This window comes from Acidovorax sp., assembly GCF_046291265.1.
In the GTDB taxonomy this organism is placed as follows: Bacteria; Pseudomonadota; Gammaproteobacteria; order Burkholderiales; family Burkholderiaceae_C; genus Acidovorax.
The window spans coordinates 22,335-41,399 of the sequence record NZ_JBKBTV010000024.1 but is presented as its reverse complement, the minus strand read 5'-3'; the positions used below and the strand labels follow the sequence as shown (position 1 = coordinate 41,399).

At 65.6% G+C, this 19,065-nt stretch carries 15 protein-coding genes; 5 read left to right on the top strand and 10 right to left on the bottom strand.

What is annotated here, in order from left to right; genetic code table 11:
- Positions 1–27: 27 nt before the first annotated feature.
- Both ACK41V_RS11440 and ACK41V_RS11435 read right to left on the bottom strand, forming a co-directional pair.
- Positions 28–1,062 carry an amidohydrolase family protein gene (locus ACK41V_RS11440; RefSeq protein WP_409782192.1) on the bottom strand — a complete coding sequence of 345 codons (1,035 nt, stop codon included), beginning with the start codon at positions 1,060–1,062 and terminating at the stop codon, positions 28–30.
- Positions 1,063–1,097: 35 nt separating this feature from the next.
- A complete protein-coding gene (locus ACK41V_RS11435) occupies positions 1,098–1,790 on the bottom strand; it encodes a substrate-binding domain-containing protein (RefSeq protein WP_409782189.1) in 693 nt (230 codons plus the stop codon).
- 170 nt (positions 1,791–1,960) lie between these two features.
- Here ACK41V_RS11435 and ACK41V_RS11430 point away from each other — a divergent pair, with 170 nt between their 5' ends.
- Complete coding sequence (locus ACK41V_RS11430) at positions 1,961–2,902, top strand: LysR substrate-binding domain-containing protein (protein ID WP_409782186.1); 942 nt, start codon at positions 1,961–1,963, stop codon at positions 2,900–2,902.
- 49 nt (positions 2,903–2,951) lie between these two features.
- On the opposite strand, the gene ACK41V_RS11425 is transcribed toward ACK41V_RS11430, so the two are convergent.
- The 5 genes from ACK41V_RS11425 to ACK41V_RS11405 all read right to left on the bottom strand — a co-directional run bounded on the left by ACK41V_RS11425 (position 2,952) and on the right by ACK41V_RS11405 (position 7,845).
- Positions 2,952–3,869, bottom strand: a complete 918-nt coding sequence (locus ACK41V_RS11425; RefSeq protein ID WP_409782265.1) for a Bug family tripartite tricarboxylate transporter substrate binding protein — start codon at positions 3,867–3,869, stop codon at positions 2,952–2,954.
- 47 nt (positions 3,870–3,916) lie between these two features.
- Positions 3,917–5,245 (bottom strand): TRAP transporter large permease, encoded by a 1,329-nt coding sequence (locus ACK41V_RS11420; protein ID WP_409782182.1) that lies wholly within the window; start codon positions 5,243–5,245, stop codon positions 3,917–3,919.
- Entirely contained in the window at positions 5,242–5,724 is a 483-nt protein-coding gene (locus tag ACK41V_RS11415; protein ID WP_409782179.1) for a TRAP transporter small permease, read from the bottom strand. Before ACK41V_RS11415 ends, ACK41V_RS11420 begins: the two co-directional genes overlap by 4 nt.
- A 97-nt stretch (positions 5,725–5,821) precedes the next feature.
- Positions 5,822–6,859 (bottom strand): TRAP transporter substrate-binding protein, encoded by a 1,038-nt coding sequence (locus tag ACK41V_RS11410; RefSeq protein WP_409782176.1) that lies wholly within the window; start codon positions 6,857–6,859, stop codon positions 5,822–5,824.
- Between the two features lie 200 nt (positions 6,860–7,059).
- Entirely contained in the window at positions 7,060–7,845 is a 786-nt protein-coding gene (locus tag ACK41V_RS11405; RefSeq protein ID WP_409782173.1) for a GntR family transcriptional regulator, read from the bottom strand.
- Positions 7,846–8,068: 223 nt separating this feature from the next.
- Between ACK41V_RS11405 and ACK41V_RS11400 the strand changes: the two genes are divergently transcribed.
- Both ACK41V_RS11400 and ACK41V_RS11395 read left to right on the top strand, forming a co-directional pair.
- Complete coding sequence (locus tag ACK41V_RS11400) at positions 8,069–9,124, top strand: Rieske 2Fe-2S domain-containing protein (protein ID WP_409782170.1); 1,056 nt, start codon at positions 8,069–8,071, stop codon at positions 9,122–9,124.
- Complete coding sequence (locus tag ACK41V_RS11395) at positions 9,121–10,086, top strand: PDR/VanB family oxidoreductase (protein ID WP_409782167.1); 966 nt, start codon at positions 9,121–9,123, stop codon at positions 10,084–10,086. The genes ACK41V_RS11400 and ACK41V_RS11395 overlap by 4 nt, the downstream gene beginning before the upstream one ends.
- Before the next feature lie 131 nt (positions 10,087–10,217).
- Here the strand turns inward: ACK41V_RS11395 and ACK41V_RS11390 are convergent, their stop codons facing one another.
- The 3 genes from ACK41V_RS11390 to ACK41V_RS11380 form a co-directional block, all read right to left on the bottom strand.
- Positions 10,218–10,577 carry an HPF/RaiA family ribosome-associated protein gene (locus ACK41V_RS11390; protein ID WP_409782164.1) on the bottom strand — a complete coding sequence of 120 codons (360 nt, stop codon included), beginning with the start codon at positions 10,575–10,577 and terminating at the stop codon, positions 10,218–10,220.
- Between the two features lie 214 nt (positions 10,578–10,791).
- Complete coding sequence (locus tag ACK41V_RS11385; protein ID WP_409782161.1) at positions 10,792–12,807, bottom strand: CHASE2 domain-containing protein; 2,016 nt, start codon at positions 12,805–12,807, stop codon at positions 10,792–10,794.
- A complete protein-coding gene (locus ACK41V_RS11380; protein WP_409782158.1) occupies positions 12,779–16,393 on the bottom strand; it encodes a TonB-dependent receptor domain-containing protein in 3,615 nt (1,204 codons plus the stop codon). Before ACK41V_RS11380 ends, ACK41V_RS11385 begins: the two co-directional genes overlap by 29 nt.
- Positions 16,394–16,686: 293 nt before the next feature.
- Between ACK41V_RS11380 and ACK41V_RS11375 the strand changes: the two genes are divergently transcribed.
- Both ACK41V_RS11375 and ACK41V_RS11370 read left to right on the top strand, forming a co-directional pair.
- Positions 16,687–17,562 (top strand): gamma-glutamyl-gamma-aminobutyrate hydrolase family protein, encoded by an 876-nt coding sequence (locus ACK41V_RS11375; protein WP_409782155.1) that lies wholly within the window; start codon positions 16,687–16,689, stop codon positions 17,560–17,562.
- A gap of 222 nt (positions 17,563–17,784) precedes the next feature.
- Entirely contained in the window at positions 17,785–19,062 is a 1,278-nt protein-coding gene (locus ACK41V_RS11370; protein ID WP_409782152.1) for a putative DNA modification/repair radical SAM protein, read from the top strand.
- Positions 19,063–19,065: the final 3 nt, after the last annotated feature.

The following is a 19,065-nucleotide window of genomic DNA, read 5'->3' as shown; positions in this document are numbered from 1 at the left end:
TGGTGACGTCGCAGAAGGAACGAGCCGTCAAAGCCCCTTGGCCTTCAGGCGTGAATCGAGTCGCGAGAACACGCGGCGCACATTGCCTTCGTAGACCTGGTGCTTGTCGTCAGCGCTCAGAATCTTGGACGCTTCGATGTAGCGCTTGGTGTCGTCGTAGTAGTTGCCGGTGGTGGGGTCGATGCCGCGCACGGCGCCAATCATTTCGCTGGCAAACAGCACGTTCTTCACCGGGATCACGGTGTTGAGCAGGTCGATGCCGGGCTGGTGGTACACGCAGGTGTCGAAGAACACGTTGTTCATCAGGTGGTCGTCCAGCAGCGGCTTTTTCATCTCCTGCGCCAGCCCGCGGAAGCGGCCCCAGTGGTAGGGCACGGCACCACCGCCGTGCGGGATCAGGAACTTGAGCGTGGGGAAGTCTTTGAACAGATCGCCCTGGATCAGCTGCATGAAGGCCGTGGTGTCGGCGTTCAGATAGTGCGCGCCCGTGGTGTGAAAACACGCGTTGCAACTGGTGCTCACGTGGATCATGGCGGGCAGGTCGTACTCCACCATCTTTTCGTAGATGGGGTACCAGTGTTTGTCGGTGAGCGGGGGGCTGGTCCAGTGGCCGCCCGACGGGTCGGGGTTCAGGTTGATGCCCACGGCGCCGTACTCATGCACGCACTTTTCCAGCTCGGGGATGCAGGTCGCAGGATCAACGCCGGGGCTTTGCGGCAGCATGGCCACGGGCACGAAGTGGTCGGGGAACAGCGTGGAGACGCGGTAGCACAGCTCGTTGCAGATGGCCGCCCAGGTGCTGGACACATTGAAGTCGCCGATGTGGTGGGCCATGAAGCTCGCGCGCGGGCTGAACAGCGTGATGTCGCTGCCTCGCTCCTTCATCAGCTTGAGCTGGTTGGTCTCGATGGACTCGCGCAGCTCGTCGTCGCTGATCTTGAGGTCTGCCACTTTGGGCATGGCCGATGGGTCCTGGATGCCGGCGATCTGCGCGTTGCGCCAGTTCTCCAGTGCCTTGGGGGCCGTGGTGTAGTGGCCGTGGCAGTCGATGATGAGGCTCATGTTGGGGTGCTCCTGGAAGGTGTTCTTGTGATCGGTCAGGCGGGCTCCATGCCCTGCTTGCGTTTGGCTGCTGCAGCGGCGGGGGAGGCCAGGTAGGTCAGCAACGCACGCGCTGCATCCACCTGTTGCGACTGCGCACCGATGCCCGCTGAAAACGTGGTCGTGATCTGAATGGCGGGTGGCAGCGGGCCCACGACGGCGATGCCCTGCACATGCAGCAGCTCGCTCAGTTGCTGAAAGCCCAGTGCCACTTCGCCTTTGGCCACCAGCGAGCCGACGGGCACACCGGGGGGCGCCTGCACCATGCGGCTGGCAATCTCGCCCGCGATGCCCCAGCGCTCAAACAGTTGGGCCAAGGCCACGCCGCTGGGCCCGGTGGAGTAACTGATACTGCGGGCGGCCAACACAGCCTCGCGCACGGCGTCTTCGCTGGTGATATCGGGCAGCGGCGCGCCTGCGGGCACGGCCACGGCCACGCCGGAATGCACCCAGTCCACCTTGCTGCCGGGCAGCAAATGGCCTGCGGCCAGCAGCTTGTCGATGGCGTCGGATGCGAGGATGACCACGTCGAAAGCCTCACCGGCCGCCACGCGCTTGGCGGCGTCCACACCGCCCGCCGATTCGATGGCGGCCTGCGTGCCCGATTGCTGCGCAAAACCGGCCACCAAGTCGGCCAGCACCTGGCGCGTGGCCATCGATGAGATGCCGCGAATTTCTGGCGGTGTCATGTTGTGTCTCCAGCGGGGCTCTGCGTGGCCCCGTCATTGCGTACGTTGGATTCCATGCGGCTGATTGTGGGCAGCGTCGGGCCAAACAAGAAGACGGCACTGGCACTACCAGATATATCATTCCGTGATCGTTGACCTACAGCTATTGCAAATAGCAGAGAACCTTGTCCATGGACCTCAAGCAGATCGAATACTTTGTGCGGGTGGCCGAGTTGGGCAGCTTCACCCGCGCCTCGGTGGTGCTGGACATTGCCCAGCCCGCCCTGAGCCGCCAGGTGCGCCTGCTGGAGGTGGAGCTGCGCCAGAACCTGCTGGTGCGCAACGGCCGGGGCGCCACGCCCACCGAGGCGGGCAAGCTGTTGCTGGAGCATGGGCGCGGCATCCTGCACCAGGTGGAGCGCGCGCGCGAAGAGCTGGGCCGGGTGCGCGGTGGCTTGGCTGGCCGGGTGGCCATTGGCCTGCCGCCCAGCATTGCCAAGGTGCTGACCGTGCCCCTGACCCGCGCCTTCCGCGTCAAGCTGCCCGACGCGGCGTTGGCCATCAGCGAGGGCTTGTCGGTGGCCATGCGCGAGTCGCTGACCACCGGGCTGCTCGACATTGCGCTGCTGTACAACACGGCCCCGGCGCCAGGCATTGAGATCACCGCACTGCTGGAGGAAGACCTGTTTCTGGTGCAGCGCCGCCCCGCGGGCCAGCCCGACGCGGAGGCCGACGCACTGGCGCGGGAGCCCTTGTCGCTGGATGATCTGCCCCGTTTTCCGCTGGTCATCCCGACCCGCCCCAACTCGATCCGCATGCTGGTGGAGTCCGAACTGGCGGCCCGCGGCAAGCGCCCGCAGATCAGCCTGGAGATCGACGGTGTGGCCGCCATCCTGGACCTGGTGGCCGATGGCGCCGGGTGCGCGGTGCTGCCCATGAATGCGGTCACCACGTCGGGCAAGCCCGAGGTGTTCAGCACACGGCCTTTGCAAGGCGTTAGCAGCGGCGACGATGACGGCAGCACCCGGTTGCGCAGCAAGCTGTTTCTGGCGGTGAGTTCGCAGCGCCCCGCCACGCTCACGCAGCAAGCCATGGCAGAGTTGATCCGCGCCACATTGCAGGCGTTGTACTGAAGTCTTTGCTGCACCACCTGGCGACTGTAGAGCCCCAACGCCCGCCCAGTCACTGCCTCGGAATGCCCGCGCGCTCGATCACGGCGCGCCAGCGGTCGATGTCGGCCTTGAGCAGCGCTGCCGCCTGCTGGGGTGTTGATGCGCGCGGCTCCACGTTGAGTGCCCGCAGTTGCCGCTGCACGGCAGGTGTGGCCAGCACGGCCACCAGCTCGCGCTGCAGCCTGTCGACCACCGCGCGCGGCGTGCGTGCGGGCACGGCCAGCGCGTTCCACGACGATGCCACAAACCCTTGAACACCCGATTCCACCGCCGTGGGCACATCGGGCAACACCGCGGAGCGCCGCTCGCCTGTCACCGCAAGCACCCGCAACGCCCCGGCGCGCACCTGGGGCAATGCAGGGCCCAAAATTTCGACACCCGCATCGACCTGGCGGGCCCGCAGCGCCGTGATGAGCGCGGGCGTGCCGTTGAACGGCACCACCTGTGCGTCGATGCCCGCACTGCTTTTGAACAGCTCCGCCGCGAGGTGCTGCGTGCTGCCCATGTTGATGCTGCCGATATTGAGCTGGCCGGGGTGGGCACGCGCATGCGCCAGAAACTGGGCCAGCGTGCGGTGGGGCGAATCGGCAGGCACTAGCACGGCGATGTCGAAATAGCCCAGCGTGCTGACGGGTGTGAAGTCGGCCAGGGTGTCGTAAGGCAGCGTTTTGAAAAGACTCGCCGTGACCGCCGTGCCGTTGGACATGAGGAACAGCGTGTGCCCGTCTGGCTCGGCGCGCGCCACGGTATCTGCGGCCACCACACCACCCGCACCCGGGCGGTTGTCGATGACCACCGGCTGGCCCAGACGCTCGGCCAGGCCTGTGGCTACGGCGCGGGCCGTCAGGTCACCCACGCCACCCGCGGCAAACGGCACGACGATGCGCAGGCTGCGGGCCGGGAACCCCTGCGCGATTGCCGCGGGCATCGTGCCCACGCCCAGCACGGCAAGAACAAGGCGGCGGTTGATCGGGCTCATCTCCCCACAAACTGCACCAACCAGAGCGAAATCGACGGGAAGGCCAACAGCAGCACCGTGCGCACCACATCGCTGGCCAGGAATGGCATGACTCCCTTGTAACTCTCGGAGATGGGGACGCCTTTGGCCATGCCATTGACCACATACACATTGAGGCCCACAGGCGGCGCCAGGAGGCCAAAGCCCACCGTCATGAGCACCATGATCCCGAACCAGATCGCCACCGACTCGGACGGCATGCCGAAATCAAGGCCCATGACCACGGGGAAGAAGATCGGGATCGTCAGCAGGATCATCGAAAGCTCGTCCATCACCGCACCCAGCACCACGTAGAACAGCAAGATGCCGCTCACCACCAACACCGGAGCGACGTTCCAGCTCTGAATCACGGCGGCGAGCTGGGCAGGCACCTGCGTCAGGGCCAGCGACGAATTCATCATGTCTGCCCCGATGAAGATCATGAAGATCATGGCGCTGGCTGAGGCCGTGGACAGAAAACATTGCTTGATTTTGGCCAGCGTGAGTTCCCGCTTGAGCAGTGCAGCCACGAAGGTGCTTGCAACGCCGACGCCCGCGCCCTCCGTGGGGGTGAAAAGGCCACCGTAGATACCCCCGAACACCACAAGGAACACCACCGCGATGGGCAGGACGCCCAGCAGCGCCTCCAGCGACATCTTGGGCAGATCGGCATCGTGGTCGTGATCGGGCGCATGGCCGGGGCTCACCCGCACATAAATCGCGATCGCGATCATGTAGCCCAACATGGCAAGGATGCCCGGGATGGTGGCCGCAGCGAAGAGCTTGGCGATGTTCTGCTCAGTCAGGATCGCGTAGATCACCAGCGGTACCGATGGCGGAATAAGGATGCCCAGCGTGCCTCCCGCGGCCAGCGTGCCGGTGGCCAGTCGGCCCGAGTAGCCGTGGCGCTTCATCTCGGGCAGCGCCACCGACGTAATGGTGGCCGCTGTAGCAATGGACGAGCCGCAAATGGCGCCAAAGGCGGCGCTGGCCATCACGGCGGCCATGGCCAGCCCCCCCTTGAATCGGGCCATGACCACACTGGCGAACTGAAAAAGCGCCTTCGATATGCCGCCCTGCGTGGCAAAGTTGCCCATCAGGATGAACAGCGGAATGACCGAAAGGTCGTAGCTGGCAAACCGCGCGAAGGCAAGACCGTTGAGGTTGTTGAAAAAGGGCGGCAGACCCACCTGGTAGATGTAACCAAAACAGCCTGCCACGAACATGGCAATCGCGATGGGCACGCGCACCACCATGAGGCCCAGCATGGTGGCGAAGATCAGACCCGCGAGGGCAAGCGGGCTCATGGCGTCTGCTCCTGCGGCTCACCGAAACCCAGCGTGCTCTGCACCAGTGCGATCACACCGGTCAGCGCCAGCGGCGGCACCATGGCGGTGTACACGATCCATTCGGGGAAACCCAGCATCATGGTGGTGGTCTTGGCGCTGTATGCGCTCATGCAGCCAATGGCGGTGCGCCACGCCAGCAAGAACATCACCAGCGCCAGCATCAGCGCGCCGAAACGGTCAAACACGGCGTTCAAGCGTTTGGGCGCACGGGAAGTAAAAAAATCCACAATGATGTTCTCGCGCCGCAGCTGTGCCCAGGGCATGAACAGTGCAATGGCTGCACCGGCTGCTACTGCGGTCAGCTCGTAGTCGCCAAGAAGCGTCCAACCGGTGGTGTTGCGCCCCACGATGCTGATGCATGTCACGACCGTCACCACCGTGAGCAACACCCCCGCCAAAATGGCGCAGACCTGGGCCAGAAAAGACAAGAACTTCAAAACGTCACCCGTAAAAAAAGGAACCGATCCGCCCCTCCGAAAGCCGGGGGAAGGATCGGCAGGGACAGCGCCCGAAGCACGCCGCCATCGTCAAGCGTTATCGCGTGTGCTTCGCGATCAGGGCGCGCGCTTCCGACACCAGCTTTGCGCCGTCGATACCCTTGCCCTTCATTTCGTTGACCCAGTCCGTCTCCACCGTAGACGCGGTACGGCGCCAGCGCTGGGTCTCGGCCACATCCAGTGCCACGATGTTGTTCTTGGCCCGTTCGGCAATGGCGCGACCCGCCTTGTCCCCATCGTCCATCGCGCGGCCAAACATGGCGGCGGTCTCGATACCGGAATTCTTGTCGATCAAGGCCTTGAGGTCGGGCGGCAGCTTGTCATAGCTGGCCTTGTTCATCGAGAACGCGAACGTTTGTGTGTACAGGCCTTCCTTGCCGGCGAAGGTGGTGTGGTTCTTCACCAGTTCGGTCACCTTCAGCGATGGCGTCACCTCCCATGGGATGGTGGTGCCATCGATCGTGCCCTTGGAGAGCGCATCGGTGACGGCAGGCACCGGCATGCCCACCGGCGTGGCGCCCAGCTTCACCAACATGTTGTTGATAACGCGCGAACCCCTGTGCACCTTCATGCCGCGCAGGCTTTCCAGCCCGGTGACCGGGTCCTTCGTGTGGAAAAGACCAGGGCCGTGGGTGTGCACGGCAATCAGCTTGACGTCCTTGAACTCGTCGGCCGCGAATTTCTCGACGTATTCGTGAATGGCGCGCGAGGAGGCTTCGGCGCTGCCGCTCATGAAGGGCAGCTCAAACACTTCGGTCTTGGGGAAACGGCCGGGTGTATAGCCCAGCACCGTCCATGTGAAGTCCACCACGCCGTCGCGGGCTTGGTCGAACAGCTGTGGGGGCGCGCCGCCCAGTTGCATGGCGTGGAACAGTTGTACCTTGATCTTGCCGCCCGATTCGGCTTCGACCTTCTGGGCCCAAGGCACCAGCGCCTTGGCGGGAATGGTGGCCTGCGGTGGCAGCATCTGGTGCAGTCGCAGCGTCACGGTCTGGGCCGTGGCGGTGGTGGCCAGGGTAGCCAGGGCCACGGCCCCCATCACCGCCATGGCGGTGCGTCGCTTCAGGAAGGTCATTTTTTGTCTCCGATTTATCTGTATGGATCCGTGCCGCGGTTCGCGGGGTGCCTGCGGGCACGGCTGTAGGCATCAGGCCCCTCACTGTGCATGGGGTGGCGCCCACATGCCAGTTCTATGACGGACTTTCAGCTATGCCGTAATGTTATGAAACCGGTGAAACCCTCAGACACGCTGCAGATTCGGCACCGTCGGCCTGCTCAGTTGCGGCGAATGAGCGTGAGCGCGGGCATGTCGGCATGCACAAGCCCGCCCGCATGGCCCGACAGTGCCGCGCGCAGGTTGCGCTGCGCCAGGCGCGAATGCTCCCGCATGATGGCCTCGGCCCGCGCGCCCTCGTGGTGTTCGATGGCATCGAGCACCTGGCGGTGCTGGTCTTGTGCCACCACCAGCAGGTCGCGCGCCTGGGGGGAAAGGGTCTGCACCATCACAAAGGCCGACGGCGAAGCAAACGGCAGGCCCTTGACGCGCTCCAGCTCGCGTGCGACCACCTCGCTGCCCACCATGCGGCCCAGAAGCACATGAAACCGCGCGTTCAGCTCCACGTACCGCGAAAAGCCCTCGTCATCCAGCGCAGGCGGCGCCAGTGTGGCGTCAATCGCCGCAAGGCAGACACGCGCTTCGGCCAGCACAGCGGCGTCCACGCCCCGCTCTGCTGCCAGTCGGGCTGCCAGCCCCTCCAGCGTGCCGCGCAGTGCAATCGCGTCGGCCACATCGGCCTCTGAAAACGTACGCACGGCATAACCGCCTCCCGTCAGGCGTTGCAGCAGCCCCTCTTGCTCCAGCCGCATGAGCGCTGCGCGAATCGGTGTGCGCGACACCCCCAGCTTCTCGACGATGGTCAGCTCGGCAATGCGGGCACCGCCCGCCAGCTCGCCCGCCAGGATCATTTCGCGCAGGCGCAACTGCGCCTTGACGGACTGTGAAGCGCCCGCTTCCGATGCATCGCCGGGGGTGGAGTCAGCCAGGGTGGGTTCAGTGAGCATGGGCAGAATGTATACATGAAACCAAGGCAGCACCAGATCGCCCATCTGAAAACAGATATAAAACAGCAACTTACGTGCTATGCCGTGGTGCGATAGCTGGTTTATTTGAATTCCCTGTATACATTGATCGGTGCATTTTGCACAATGGCGCCAGCACACGATTGCGGGCCGCCACGCCAGTGAGCCTGCAACGACCATCCACCCCACGGAGAGAGACAACACCATGTATCCCAAGAACGCCTGGTACGTAGCCTGCACGCCCGACGAGATCGCCGACAAGCCACTGGGGCGCATGGTGTGCGGCGAAAAAATGGTTTTCTACCGCCCGGCCCCTGACCAAGTCGCCGCGCTGGACGACTTCTGCCCCCACCGGGGCGCCCCGCTGTCGCTGGGCACGGTGTGTGAAGGCCACCTGCAATGCGGGTACCACGGCCTGCGCGTGGAGTGCACGGGCAAGGCGGCGTCCATGCCCGGCCAGCGGGTGCAGGGGTTTCCCAAAACGCGCAACTTTCCGGTGGTGGAGCGCTACGGCTTCATCTGGGTGTGGCCGGGCGATGCCGCACAGGCCGACCCCGCCACCATCCACCACCTGCCCTGGGCCGAGAACCCCGAGTGGGCCTATGGCGGCGGGCTGTACCACATTGCCTGCGATTACCGCCTGATGATCGACAACCTGATGGACCTGACGCACGAGACCTACGTGCACTCCACCAGCATTGGCCAAAAGGAGATCGACGAGGTGCCCTGCAAGACCCGCGTAGAAGGCGACGAGGTGATCACCAGCCGCTTCATGGAAGGCATTGAGGCCCCGCCGTTCTGGCAAATGGCGCTGCGCATGAATGGCCTGCCCGACGACCAGCTGGTGGACCGCTGGCAGATCTGTCACTTCACCCCGCCCAGCCACGTGCTGATCGAGGTGGGCGTGGCGCTGGCGGGCCATGGCGGCTACGACGCGCCAGCCGACAAGAAGGCATCGAGCATCGTGGTGGACTTCATCACGCCCGAGACCGACACCTCCATCCACTACTTCTGGGGCATGGCGCGCCACTTCAAACCGCAAGACCCGTCGCTGACCGCACAGATCCGCGAAGGTCAGGGCAAAATTTTTGCCGAAGACCAGGACATGCTGGAGATGCAGCAACAAAACCTGCTGCGCTACCCCGACCGCAAGCTGCTCATGCTCAACATCGATGCGGGTGGCGTGCAGTCGCGCAAGGTGCTCGACCGCGTCCTGGCGGCCGAACGCGCCCCGGCACCGCCACAAGGGGTGACCGCATGACTGCGCAAGAAACCCTTACCGTCCGCGTCGTCAAAAAGCAGGCCGAGGCCGAAGACATCGCCAGCTTCGAGCTGGCGCGCGTGGACGGCGCCGCGCTGCCGCCTTTTAGCGCGGGCTCGCACATCGACGTGCACCTACCCGGGGGTCTGACGCGCCAATACTCGCTGTGTAACGCCTCGCACGAATCGCACCGCTACCGCATCGCCGTGCTGCGCGACCCCGCCTCGCGCGGAGGTTCTGTCGACATGCACGACAGCGTGCACGAAGGCGATGTGATCACCATCAGCACGCCCCGCAACCACTTTGCCTTGCACCCGGCACAGCACAGCGTGCTGATGGCAGGCGGCATCGGCGTGACGCCGCTCTTGTGCATGGCCGACCGGCTGGCGCGCACCGGGGCTGACTTTGAACTGCACTACAGCACCCGCTCGGCCGAGCGCACGGCGTTTGCTAGCGAGATCGCTGCATCCCCCATGGCCCCGCGCGTGCACTTTCACTTTGACGCGGGCACACCCGAACAGAAGCTGGACCTGGCCGCCGTGCTCGCAACCCCTGGCCCGGACAAGCGCCTGTATGTGTGTGGCCCGGCGGGCTACATCGACCACGTGGTGAACACCGCCAAGGCCATGGGCTGGGCGCAAGACCACATTCACCTCGAGTACTTTGGCGCGCCCGCGCAAGACACCTCGGGCGACCAAGGCTTTGACGTGCGCATTGCCAGCACCGGCAAGATCTACGCCATTGCGCCCGATGTGTCGGTGGTGGAGGCCCTGCGCGCTGAGGGCATCGACATCCTCACATCGTGCGAGCAGGGCGTGTGTGGCACCTGCCTCACGCGCGTGCTGGAGGGCGAAGTGGACCACCGCGACATGTACCTGACGGACGAAGAAAAGGCCGCCAACGAGCAATTCATGCCCTGTTGCTCGCGTGCGCGAAGCAAGTTACTTGTCTTGGATCTCTGAAATCTTGGATCTCTGAAAAAGAAAGGCCTTGCGGCCACAACAGCTGCAAGGCCTCTATTCGGAGAAAACTATAGATTTGATAGCTGCTAGCGCTTATCCATCAAGCGCTAGAGGCCAATTCGGCTATAAATTTATTCCTCCGCTGCCGCCGCCGCTGTGCGGATCGTGTCGCGGCCGTGGCGGTCCTTCACGCGGCCCAGGTCGGTGTCCAGGGCGCGGGCCAGTTTGTCTGACGCGCCAATGAAGGCATTGGCCATCTTGTCGGCCTCTGCCGTCACCGTGACGGGCTGGCGGCCCGTCACCCGGGCCTCGATGCGGCAGCGCTTGTCATTGGCACCCGATTTGCCGGCGTCCAGATCGGACAAAAACACCTCCAACCGCGTGATGTGGTCCTGAAAGCGCGCCAGGCGGCTTTTGGATTCGTCCGTGATCCATTGCGCCAGCGACTCGCCGCCGTGGATGTGGTCGTCAGTGTTGACTTGTACTTGCATGGAGGTGCTCCTTGATAAGGGTTCCGAGAGGGGCCACCGCATGCCAGCAAGGCAAAGGGCGGCAGTCCCGCGAACCCCCATGGTCGCACCTTTGGCATACCGGCCGGTAAGAACCTGTTAGTGGCCGGGTCTTGCAAAGCCCGCGCGCAACCGCCGCGCGGATGTGGTGGGCGCTGGCGCGGGACCACTGATATGGTGGGCCCAACGTGCTCGGTCAGAGCTTGTCGAGTGACACCGCGGGCGACCAGTCGGCGCCTGCGGGCAGCACACGCGCGGCGGCCACGCGCTCTTGCAGGCGCTGTGCCGCAAGATCGCCCGGCAGCCGTTGCAAAACCTGCGCCAAACCCAACTCGGCACGGTCCCAATCGCGCGCACAGAAAGCGTCCAGTGCCGCCTGGCTGGCATCGCGCACCGCAGCGTCTTCGCAAGGGGTGAACACGCGCACGGGCTCGGTCTTGCCTTTGACCACCACGTCATCCAGCGCACGCAGCGCCATGGACGATGGCAGCTGGGCCGCCGTGGCAGCCGATAGAAGGATGCCCGTGCCAAACGCTTTGTTGGCGCCCTCCAGCCGGGCGGCCAGGTTCACCGCGTCGCCAATGGCGGTGTACGAAAAGCGCTGCTCCGACCCCACGTTGCCCACCACCACACGCCCCGTGTGCAGGCCGATGCGCATGTGGATCGGCGGCAGGCCCCGCGCCTGCAGGTCGGCCACCAGCGGCTGCATGGCCTGCTGCATGGCAATGGCGGCGGCCACCGCGTGCTCGGCATGCAGCGCATCATCCAAAGGCGCGCCCCAAAAGGCCATCACTGCGTCGCCAATGAATTTGTCCACCGTACCGCCGGTGGCGTGCACGATGGGCGTCATGGCGTTGAAGTAGCCCGTCAACACGTCCACCGTTTGCTCGGCACTGAGCTGCTCGGACAAGGTGGTGAAGTTGGCCAGGTCGGTGAACATGAGGGTGACTTCGCGCGCCTCGCCACCCAGGCGCATCAGCTCGGGCTGCGCCACCAGGCGCGCCACCACCGCAGGCGGCACATACTGCGCAAACATGGCCCGCGTCTGGCGGGCGCGTTGCCGCACCGCGGCATAGGCCACCAGCGCAGTAGCGGCATACAGCGACACCGCAGCCACCATCGGCAGCAGTGGCGGCCACCAGACCCGAAACTGCACAAACAGCCCCCATGACAGCGCCCCCATCGCCACCACCCACACGCCCATGAGCGCAGCCACACCCGCCGGATGCCACCGGCGGCTGACCCACAGCAGCAAGGGCAGCAGCAGTGCGGTGAGCGCCAGCGTCCAGCCGTCGGACACGCTGCGCAGCCCCGCGCCGGTGAGGTAGTTGTCCACCAGCGTGGCCTGCAGTTCCACGCCCGGAAACAGGCGCTCGCCACCGGCCGTACCAAAGGGCGAATTGAACAGATCGGCCTGCGAACGGCTGAGTTCGGTGGCGGTGCGCGCCGAGCGTCCCACCAGCACGATCTTGTCTTTGAAAAAGCCCGCAGGCAGCAAGCCCGGCTCCAGCGCCTGGTAGTACGAGCGCGTGTCGAACGTGCCGCGGGGGCCCCGGTAGCCGACCCAGTCGAAGTGGCGCAACACCGGCGCCTGGCCACGCAACCGAGCACGCGCTTCGGCCGCGCGTTGCGCCAGCCGCAGGGCAAAACTTTCGGGCGCCACCGGCGCGCGGCGCACCACAAAATCGTCGTCCGGCTCCACCCCGGCGTCGCCAGCGTCGGCACCCGCATCCAGAAGCCGCTGCAGCGGCATCACATCGGTCCACAGCACCGCGTTGCCACTGTCGATCTTCTCGCGGGTCGAGGCCAGCACCACCGGGCCCGCCTCAGCAATGGCCTGCGCCAGGGCGGCGTCCTCAGCCTCTGAGGACGGGTCGGCAAACACCACATCCAGCCCCACGGCCGCCGCGCCGTCCTCGTGCAGACGCCGCAGCAGTTGCGCATGCAAACTGCGCGGAAACGGCCACGGCTTCTGCAGTTCTTGAAACGTGGGCTCATCAATCGCAAGGATCACCACCGGCAGCGTGCTGCGGTAGGGAGCAGCCAAGGCCGTCAACACGTCGAAGGTCTTGAACTCCAGCGCATGCCAGGGCCTGCTGAACGTGGCCGCGACCACCAGCAGCAGCGCCAGCACGCATGCGGCCACGGGCATCCACTGCTGGCGCAGCGCCAGCAGGCCCGGCTTAGAACCGGTACCGTGCGTCCAGAACATAGCGGGTCTTCTGGCGATCAGACTTGGGGCCGAACAGATTCAATGCGGCCACACCCAGCACCCAGTGTTTGTCCTGCGATTCCCAGAAACCCATGAGGTCCAGGCTCCAGCCGGGGGGGCGACGGGTGAGGTTTTCCTTGTCTTCAAAACGCTCAGACCGGTAGACCGCGCGGCCGCTCAGGTACACGCGCTGCGTGCTGGCCCAGGTGGCGCCCAGCACGGCGGTGTGGCGCGGGATGTAGGGAATCATGCGCCCGGTGATGGCGGGATCGCCGTCGCTGCCTGCGTACTGGCTGGTGCTGTGCTGGTACAGGTATTTGGCGTAGCCAGACCACCGGCGCGTGAACATGTGGTTGACACCCGCCGCCAGCGTTTGCAGCGTGCCAGCCTCGTAGCTGGGCGTGTCTTCCAGCACATCGGTGGTCGACAGGTTGACCAGTTGCGCATTGCGCATCTCTTCCAGAAACGGCAGGCTGGGCGTGCGCAAGTCCACCCCCAGCGTGCCGGGGTTGCGCACACGCAGGTGGTCCACACGCACGCTCATGAAGGTGCGGGCCCCCAGCTCCATGCCCAGTTGGGCCACTGTGCGCTTGTGGCGTCCACCCGCCTCGACCAGGCGGTCTTCCACCGGGATGCCCGCCGTTTCCACGTCGGCCAGGGTTGAGACGCTCGGCGGCCGCAGCCAGTCTTGATAGGCCAGGCGCAGGGTGGTGCCTGCTGCGGGCTTGATGACCAGCCCTACGCGCGGCGTTGCCACGCGCTCGGTATCGGCACGCGTAGCCTCCGTGATGTCGGCGAAATCCAGCTGCTCCAGCACCACATAGTTGATGCCGTTCACGCGGTGGCGAATCTGCTGCAAGCCCAGCGCCGCATCCATCTGGACGGCAGGGTTCCACTGGTGCGAACCTGCCAGCGTGAGCGCGGTGTACCGCCGGTCGATCGCGTTCGCGCCCCCATACAGGTACCGAAGGCCACCGATGGAACCATCCGGCAGGTCGGTCAGCAACGCCCCATCCGCCACTGTTTCGCTGATCTGCTTTTCCTTCACATGCTCCAGCGTGGCCGACAGGCGCGTGCCCGGTTGTGGGTCTACGCTGTGCCGCAGCTGGATGTCAGAAAACAGCTTGCGCGGCTGCGATGCCATTCCCAGGATGCCCACAAAGGGGGGCGCCTCGAACACAGCCGGATAGCTGAGCGCCAGCGTGTTCTCCACGCTGCGGCCCATCTTGAACCACGTTTGCTCAGCCGGGCTCCAGCGGTACGAAGCACCCACCGCACCCTGGCTCAGGGTGTTGCTCAGCTCGGTCTGAAAGTTGTTGCTCCCGCGCAGGTCCATGTCGAACTGGTTGGCGTACGCGAACAGGTTGAGCCGCTCCGTGGGCTGCAGCCCCATGCCCAGCGTCAACGCATGGCCCCGCACCTTGCCAGCGCCCGATCCGTCGTACACCGCGGGGGCATTGACCACGCCGACATCGATCGGAAACTGGCTGGCGGACAGGTGTTGCGCTTTGACGAACCAGGACAGGGGCACGCGGCTGTTGTCCATACCGTTCAGGGTGACCGACGGCGTACCGAGTCGGTACAACTCCCGGTCCAGCGTGACACTCACCGCGCCATGGCTGCCGGGGCGCTGCAGCAGCGACGAGTACCGCTGGCTTGCACCAAAGGACATGGGGTCTGTGAGAAAGCCCCGGAACAGCGCCGAGTTCTTGTTGAACTCGCCCGGATAACGATCCGCCAGAAACAGATGGCTGCCGCCCCAATACGGATAGAAGCTCTGCTGCGCCAGCTCCAGTGCCCAGTCCTCCATGCCAAAAAACGCCAGCGACGCGCCCAGGTTGGCGCTGCCCTTCTGGTCGTTGGCCACTTGGTTGAGCGACTTGAGATACGGCATGCGCTGCACGGCGGCGCGGGCGGCTTCCACGGCCTCGCCGGGCTCGAACAGATCGGTGTGGATCTGCGCGAGCAGCATGTGGGGCACGGGGTCCTTGTCGTCCAGCGCGATGGCCTGGCGCAGGGTTGCGAGCGCATCCTGGTGACGCCCCAACTGGTAGTAGGCAACAGCGGTCCAGGTTTTGGCGCGTGCGTAGCGGGGCTCCATCACCCCGACCCGCAAGAAAGCGTCCAGCGCCGCCTGCGGATGGCCCTGCTTGAGGTGCAGCAACCCCTGGCCCGTCAGTGCCACGTAGTCGGCGGGGTTGTCGCCCAGCGCGGTGGCAAACGCCTGGCCGGCCTCGGTGAACTGGTTCACAAAGGTTTCGAGCGCGCCCAGCTCGCCGTAGGCGCCGGTGGCGTGCGGGGACAACGCCAGCGCGCGCCGCAGGTTCTCACGCGCCGGGCCGGTGTCCTCGCGCTCGGTATGCGCGCTGCCCAGGCCCTGCCAGCCGCGCGCATCGTCGGCGGCCAGCTGTGTGGCCTGGGTGTAGGCCGCCAGCGTGCCGGGGGCATCGCCCTGGCGCCGGGCCAGCTCTGCGCGCACCAGCGCAAGGTCGACATGCGCGGTGCCTTGGGCTTGCGCCAGCGTGGCCGTGGCCTCGTCCACGCGGTCCGTCAACATCTGCACGCGGGCCAGCTGAGCCAGGACAGCTGGGTGCGCAGGCCAGCGGGTGAGCGCGCCGCGCAGGGTGCTGACGGCTGCCGCGCCCTCGCCATCCATGAGCTGCAGGTCTGACTGCATGAGCCACACCGCCAGCGGCGGCTGCGGCAGCAGCGGGGTGGTGGCGCCTGCAGACGCCGTGGTGTTCATCTGGGCGGCCAGTTGCTCGCGCGCCGAACGCAGGTCTCCCGCCTGCAGCGCGATGGCCGATTCCAACGCCGCGACCCAGGCGGGTGAAACACTGCTGCGCGCCTGTGCCAGCGCGGCGCGGGCGCCCGCAACATCCCGCGCAGCCAGGGCGGTGCGGACAGGGGCCAGCGCTGGCGGCAGGGGCTCGGCCGCCAGGTGGGGCACGGGGTCGGCGCCCAGCGCATTGACCCACTGGATGCGGTCACGCGGCTGGCTCAGAACGAGCTTGACCGGGGCCTTGCCCACCTCGGCCAACGCCGCCTCGTTGGCACCCACCGACACCAGCCCTTGCGCGTTGGAAAAGTCCACCGTGCCCGACAGCACCGTGAGCACCGAACGGCCGTCGTCCTCCACGCTCATGTGCCAGTCGGTGCCACGAATCGCGGCGGTGGCCGCCGGGGTTTCGAGGTTCAGGCGGCTGCCATCGGCGCGGCGCGTCTGCGTCCAGGCGCGGCCTGCGCTCAGCAGCAAGGTGGTGACAGGCTGGGCCGGTGTGGCCACGCCTTTGACTTGCAGCACGGTGTTCTGGTGCAGGCGCAACTGCGTGTCGTCGGCAAACAGAAGGGCCATCTTGGCGGCCTCCCGCGTGCGCACAAAGTCCCCGGTGGCGAGGGCTTGCGCCGGGCGCGCAGGTTGCCACGCCGTCGTGCTGGCTGCGCGCTGGTCGCCCGCGCCTTGCAGGCTGATGATTTCGGCTGCGGCACCAGGCGGCACGGCGGCCTGGGCGTGCAGTGGCCAAGCCAGCGCAACCAGTGCAGTCAGGGCGCTTGCAGCGGGCAAGCCAATTTTCTTGTGGGGCATGTCTTGAGGCTTTCGCGGAAGGCAAACAACGTCGCGCCCAATGCCCCTCCCTGGCACCCGGCGAGCAGAAATTATGGCGAGCCACCTGGCAAAACCATCCGCGCCACCACCGTGCGACAAACACATTTCATGAAGAAAGCCACGTTTTGTTGCACCGCGTAACACCGGCCATGATGTTGCGCAGGCTGCACGGCCCTTTCCTACACGCGGTTAAAGGGTGAGGTGCTACAACATGGCATACCCCTTGCATTGCAACTCTGGCGCCTTCTCTGCGCCCATGGAGCCACCCCCACATGCCCGCCGCCCGCCGCCTCAAGATTGGTTTGTCCGCCTGTTTTCAACACGCCGACCCCGCCCGCCCGCTGTTCACGGGCAAAACCCTGCAGTACGTGGAGCAGTCCATCGCGCACTGGATCATGTCCGCCGGCGCCATGGTGGTGATGGTGCCCTGCCCCACGGGCGAGACCGCCAAGGGCGATGTGACGCTGGCGCACTATGCCGACTGGCTGGACGGCGTTGTGATGCACGGCGGCGCCGATGTGTGGCCGGGCAACTATGGTGAAGAGCCTTTGCGCGACGAATGGGTGGGTGACCGCGTGCGTGATCTGTACGACCTGGCGGTGGTCAAGGCTTTTGCCGAGGTGGGCAAGCCCATTTTTGGCGTGTGCCGCGGCCTGCAACTCATCAACGTGGCGTTTGGCGGCGCGCTGTACCAGGACATCGAGACCCAGCACCCGGGCGCGCAACAGCACCGCAACGCCAGCACCTACGACCAGCATTTCCACGACATCCAGATCGTGCCCGGTTCGCACATGGCCAAGCTGTACCCCGACACGCCGCGCGCCCGCGTCAACAGCATCCACCACCAGGGCATCAAGCGCGTGGCGCCGGATTTTGTGGTCGAAGCGCTGAGCGAACCGGATGGCGTGCCCGAGGCCATCCGCCTGCAACCGGCCCCGGGGCGCGGGTACATCGCCGCCACGCAGTGGCACCCGGAGTTTCACAAATCAGGCTCGGACACGCTGGACGACACCGCCATCCTGGAAGACTTTTTGACCGCCTGCGAACTGGCCAAGGCCCACCCCCGCGCACCCGCGCACCACCCGTCCTCCCCGCTGCGCGAGCGCGCATCCCGGCTGCTGCGCCGGGCGCTGTCAAAGCAGAAGTAAACCCACCAAGCGCGCTTCAACCCCTGGGTAAGTCACGCAGGGCCGGTTTCATGGCGAAGGCTTTCGCCGCCCGGGTACGCGCATGGGCAGGCAGAGTTTGAGTGTTTTTGGCCTCTAGCGCTTATGCATCAAGCGCTAACAGCTATTACATTTATAGCAAACACCGCCGCTCGTTTAACCCTTGGTCAAAGTCAGGCACCCCAAATACTGTAAATTCATCCAGTGAATTTACAGTCCAAACTCGCCATCCTGGCCGACGCTGCCAAATACGACGCCTCGTGCGCATCCAGCGGCGCCGCGCCGCGCGACTCGGTGGGCGGGCGCGGCTTGGGCTCCACCGAGGGCATGGGCATTTGCCACAGCTATGCGCCGGACGGGCGCTGTATCTCGCTGCTCAAGATTCTGCTCACCAACTTTTGCCAGTACGACTGCCTGTACTGCGTAAACCGCGTGACCAGCAACGTGGCCCGTGCACGGTTTGCGGTGGACGAGGTGGTGCAGCTCACACTCGACTTTTACCGGCGCAACTGCATCGAGGGGTTGTTCCTCTCCAGCGGCATCATCCAGAGCCCTGACTACACCATGGAGCAGGTGGTGGAAGTGGCGCGCGTGCTGCGCGAGGAGCACGACTTTCGCGGCTACATCCACCTGAAGACGATCCCCGATGCATCGCCCGAACTGATGGAACGCGCAGGCCGCTATGCCGACCGCCTGTCCATCAACATCGAACTGCCCACCGCCGAGGGGTTGAAGGCGCTGGCACCCGAGAAGGACAGCGCCGCCATCGACCGCTCCATGGCGCGCATGGCCATCCACATTGGCGAGGCACGCGCCGCCCGCAAAGAGCAAGCCGCGCAGGCGATTGTGTCGATGCCGCAGTCCCGTACCACCCGCCGCGCCAGCGTGCCGCACTTTGCGCCAGGCGGGCAGAGCACGCAGATGATTGTCGGGGCCGATGCCACCAGCGACCGCACCATCCTGGCCACCAGTGCGCGGCTGTATGGCGCGCACCGGTTGCGGCGCGTGTACTACTCGGCGTTCAGCCCCATCCCCGACGCGGCGCGCGCGTTGCCGCTGATCGCGCCGCCCACCGTGCGCGAACACCGGCTGTACCAAGCCGACTGGCTGATGCGTTTTTACGGCTTTGCGCACGAAGAGATCGTGCCTCCCAGCCAAGGCGGCATGCTGGCGCTGGACATGGACCCCAAACTGGCCTGGGCAATTGCGCACCGCGAGCGTTTCCCCGTCAACCTGAACACCGCCCCGCGCGAGATGCTGCTGCGCGTGCCCGGTTTTGGCGTGCAGACGGTGGACCGCCTGCTCGCCGCGCGCCGGGTGCGGCGCCTGCGGCATGCGGACCTGGCGCGGCTGCATGTGCCGCTCAAGAAAGTGCTGCCGTTTGTGGAGGCTGCCGACTACCGCCCTGGGCGCGCGCTGGACGCCACCGACCTGGCTGCGCGGCTGGCGCCACCACCGTTGCAGCGCAGCCTGTTCGATTGATGC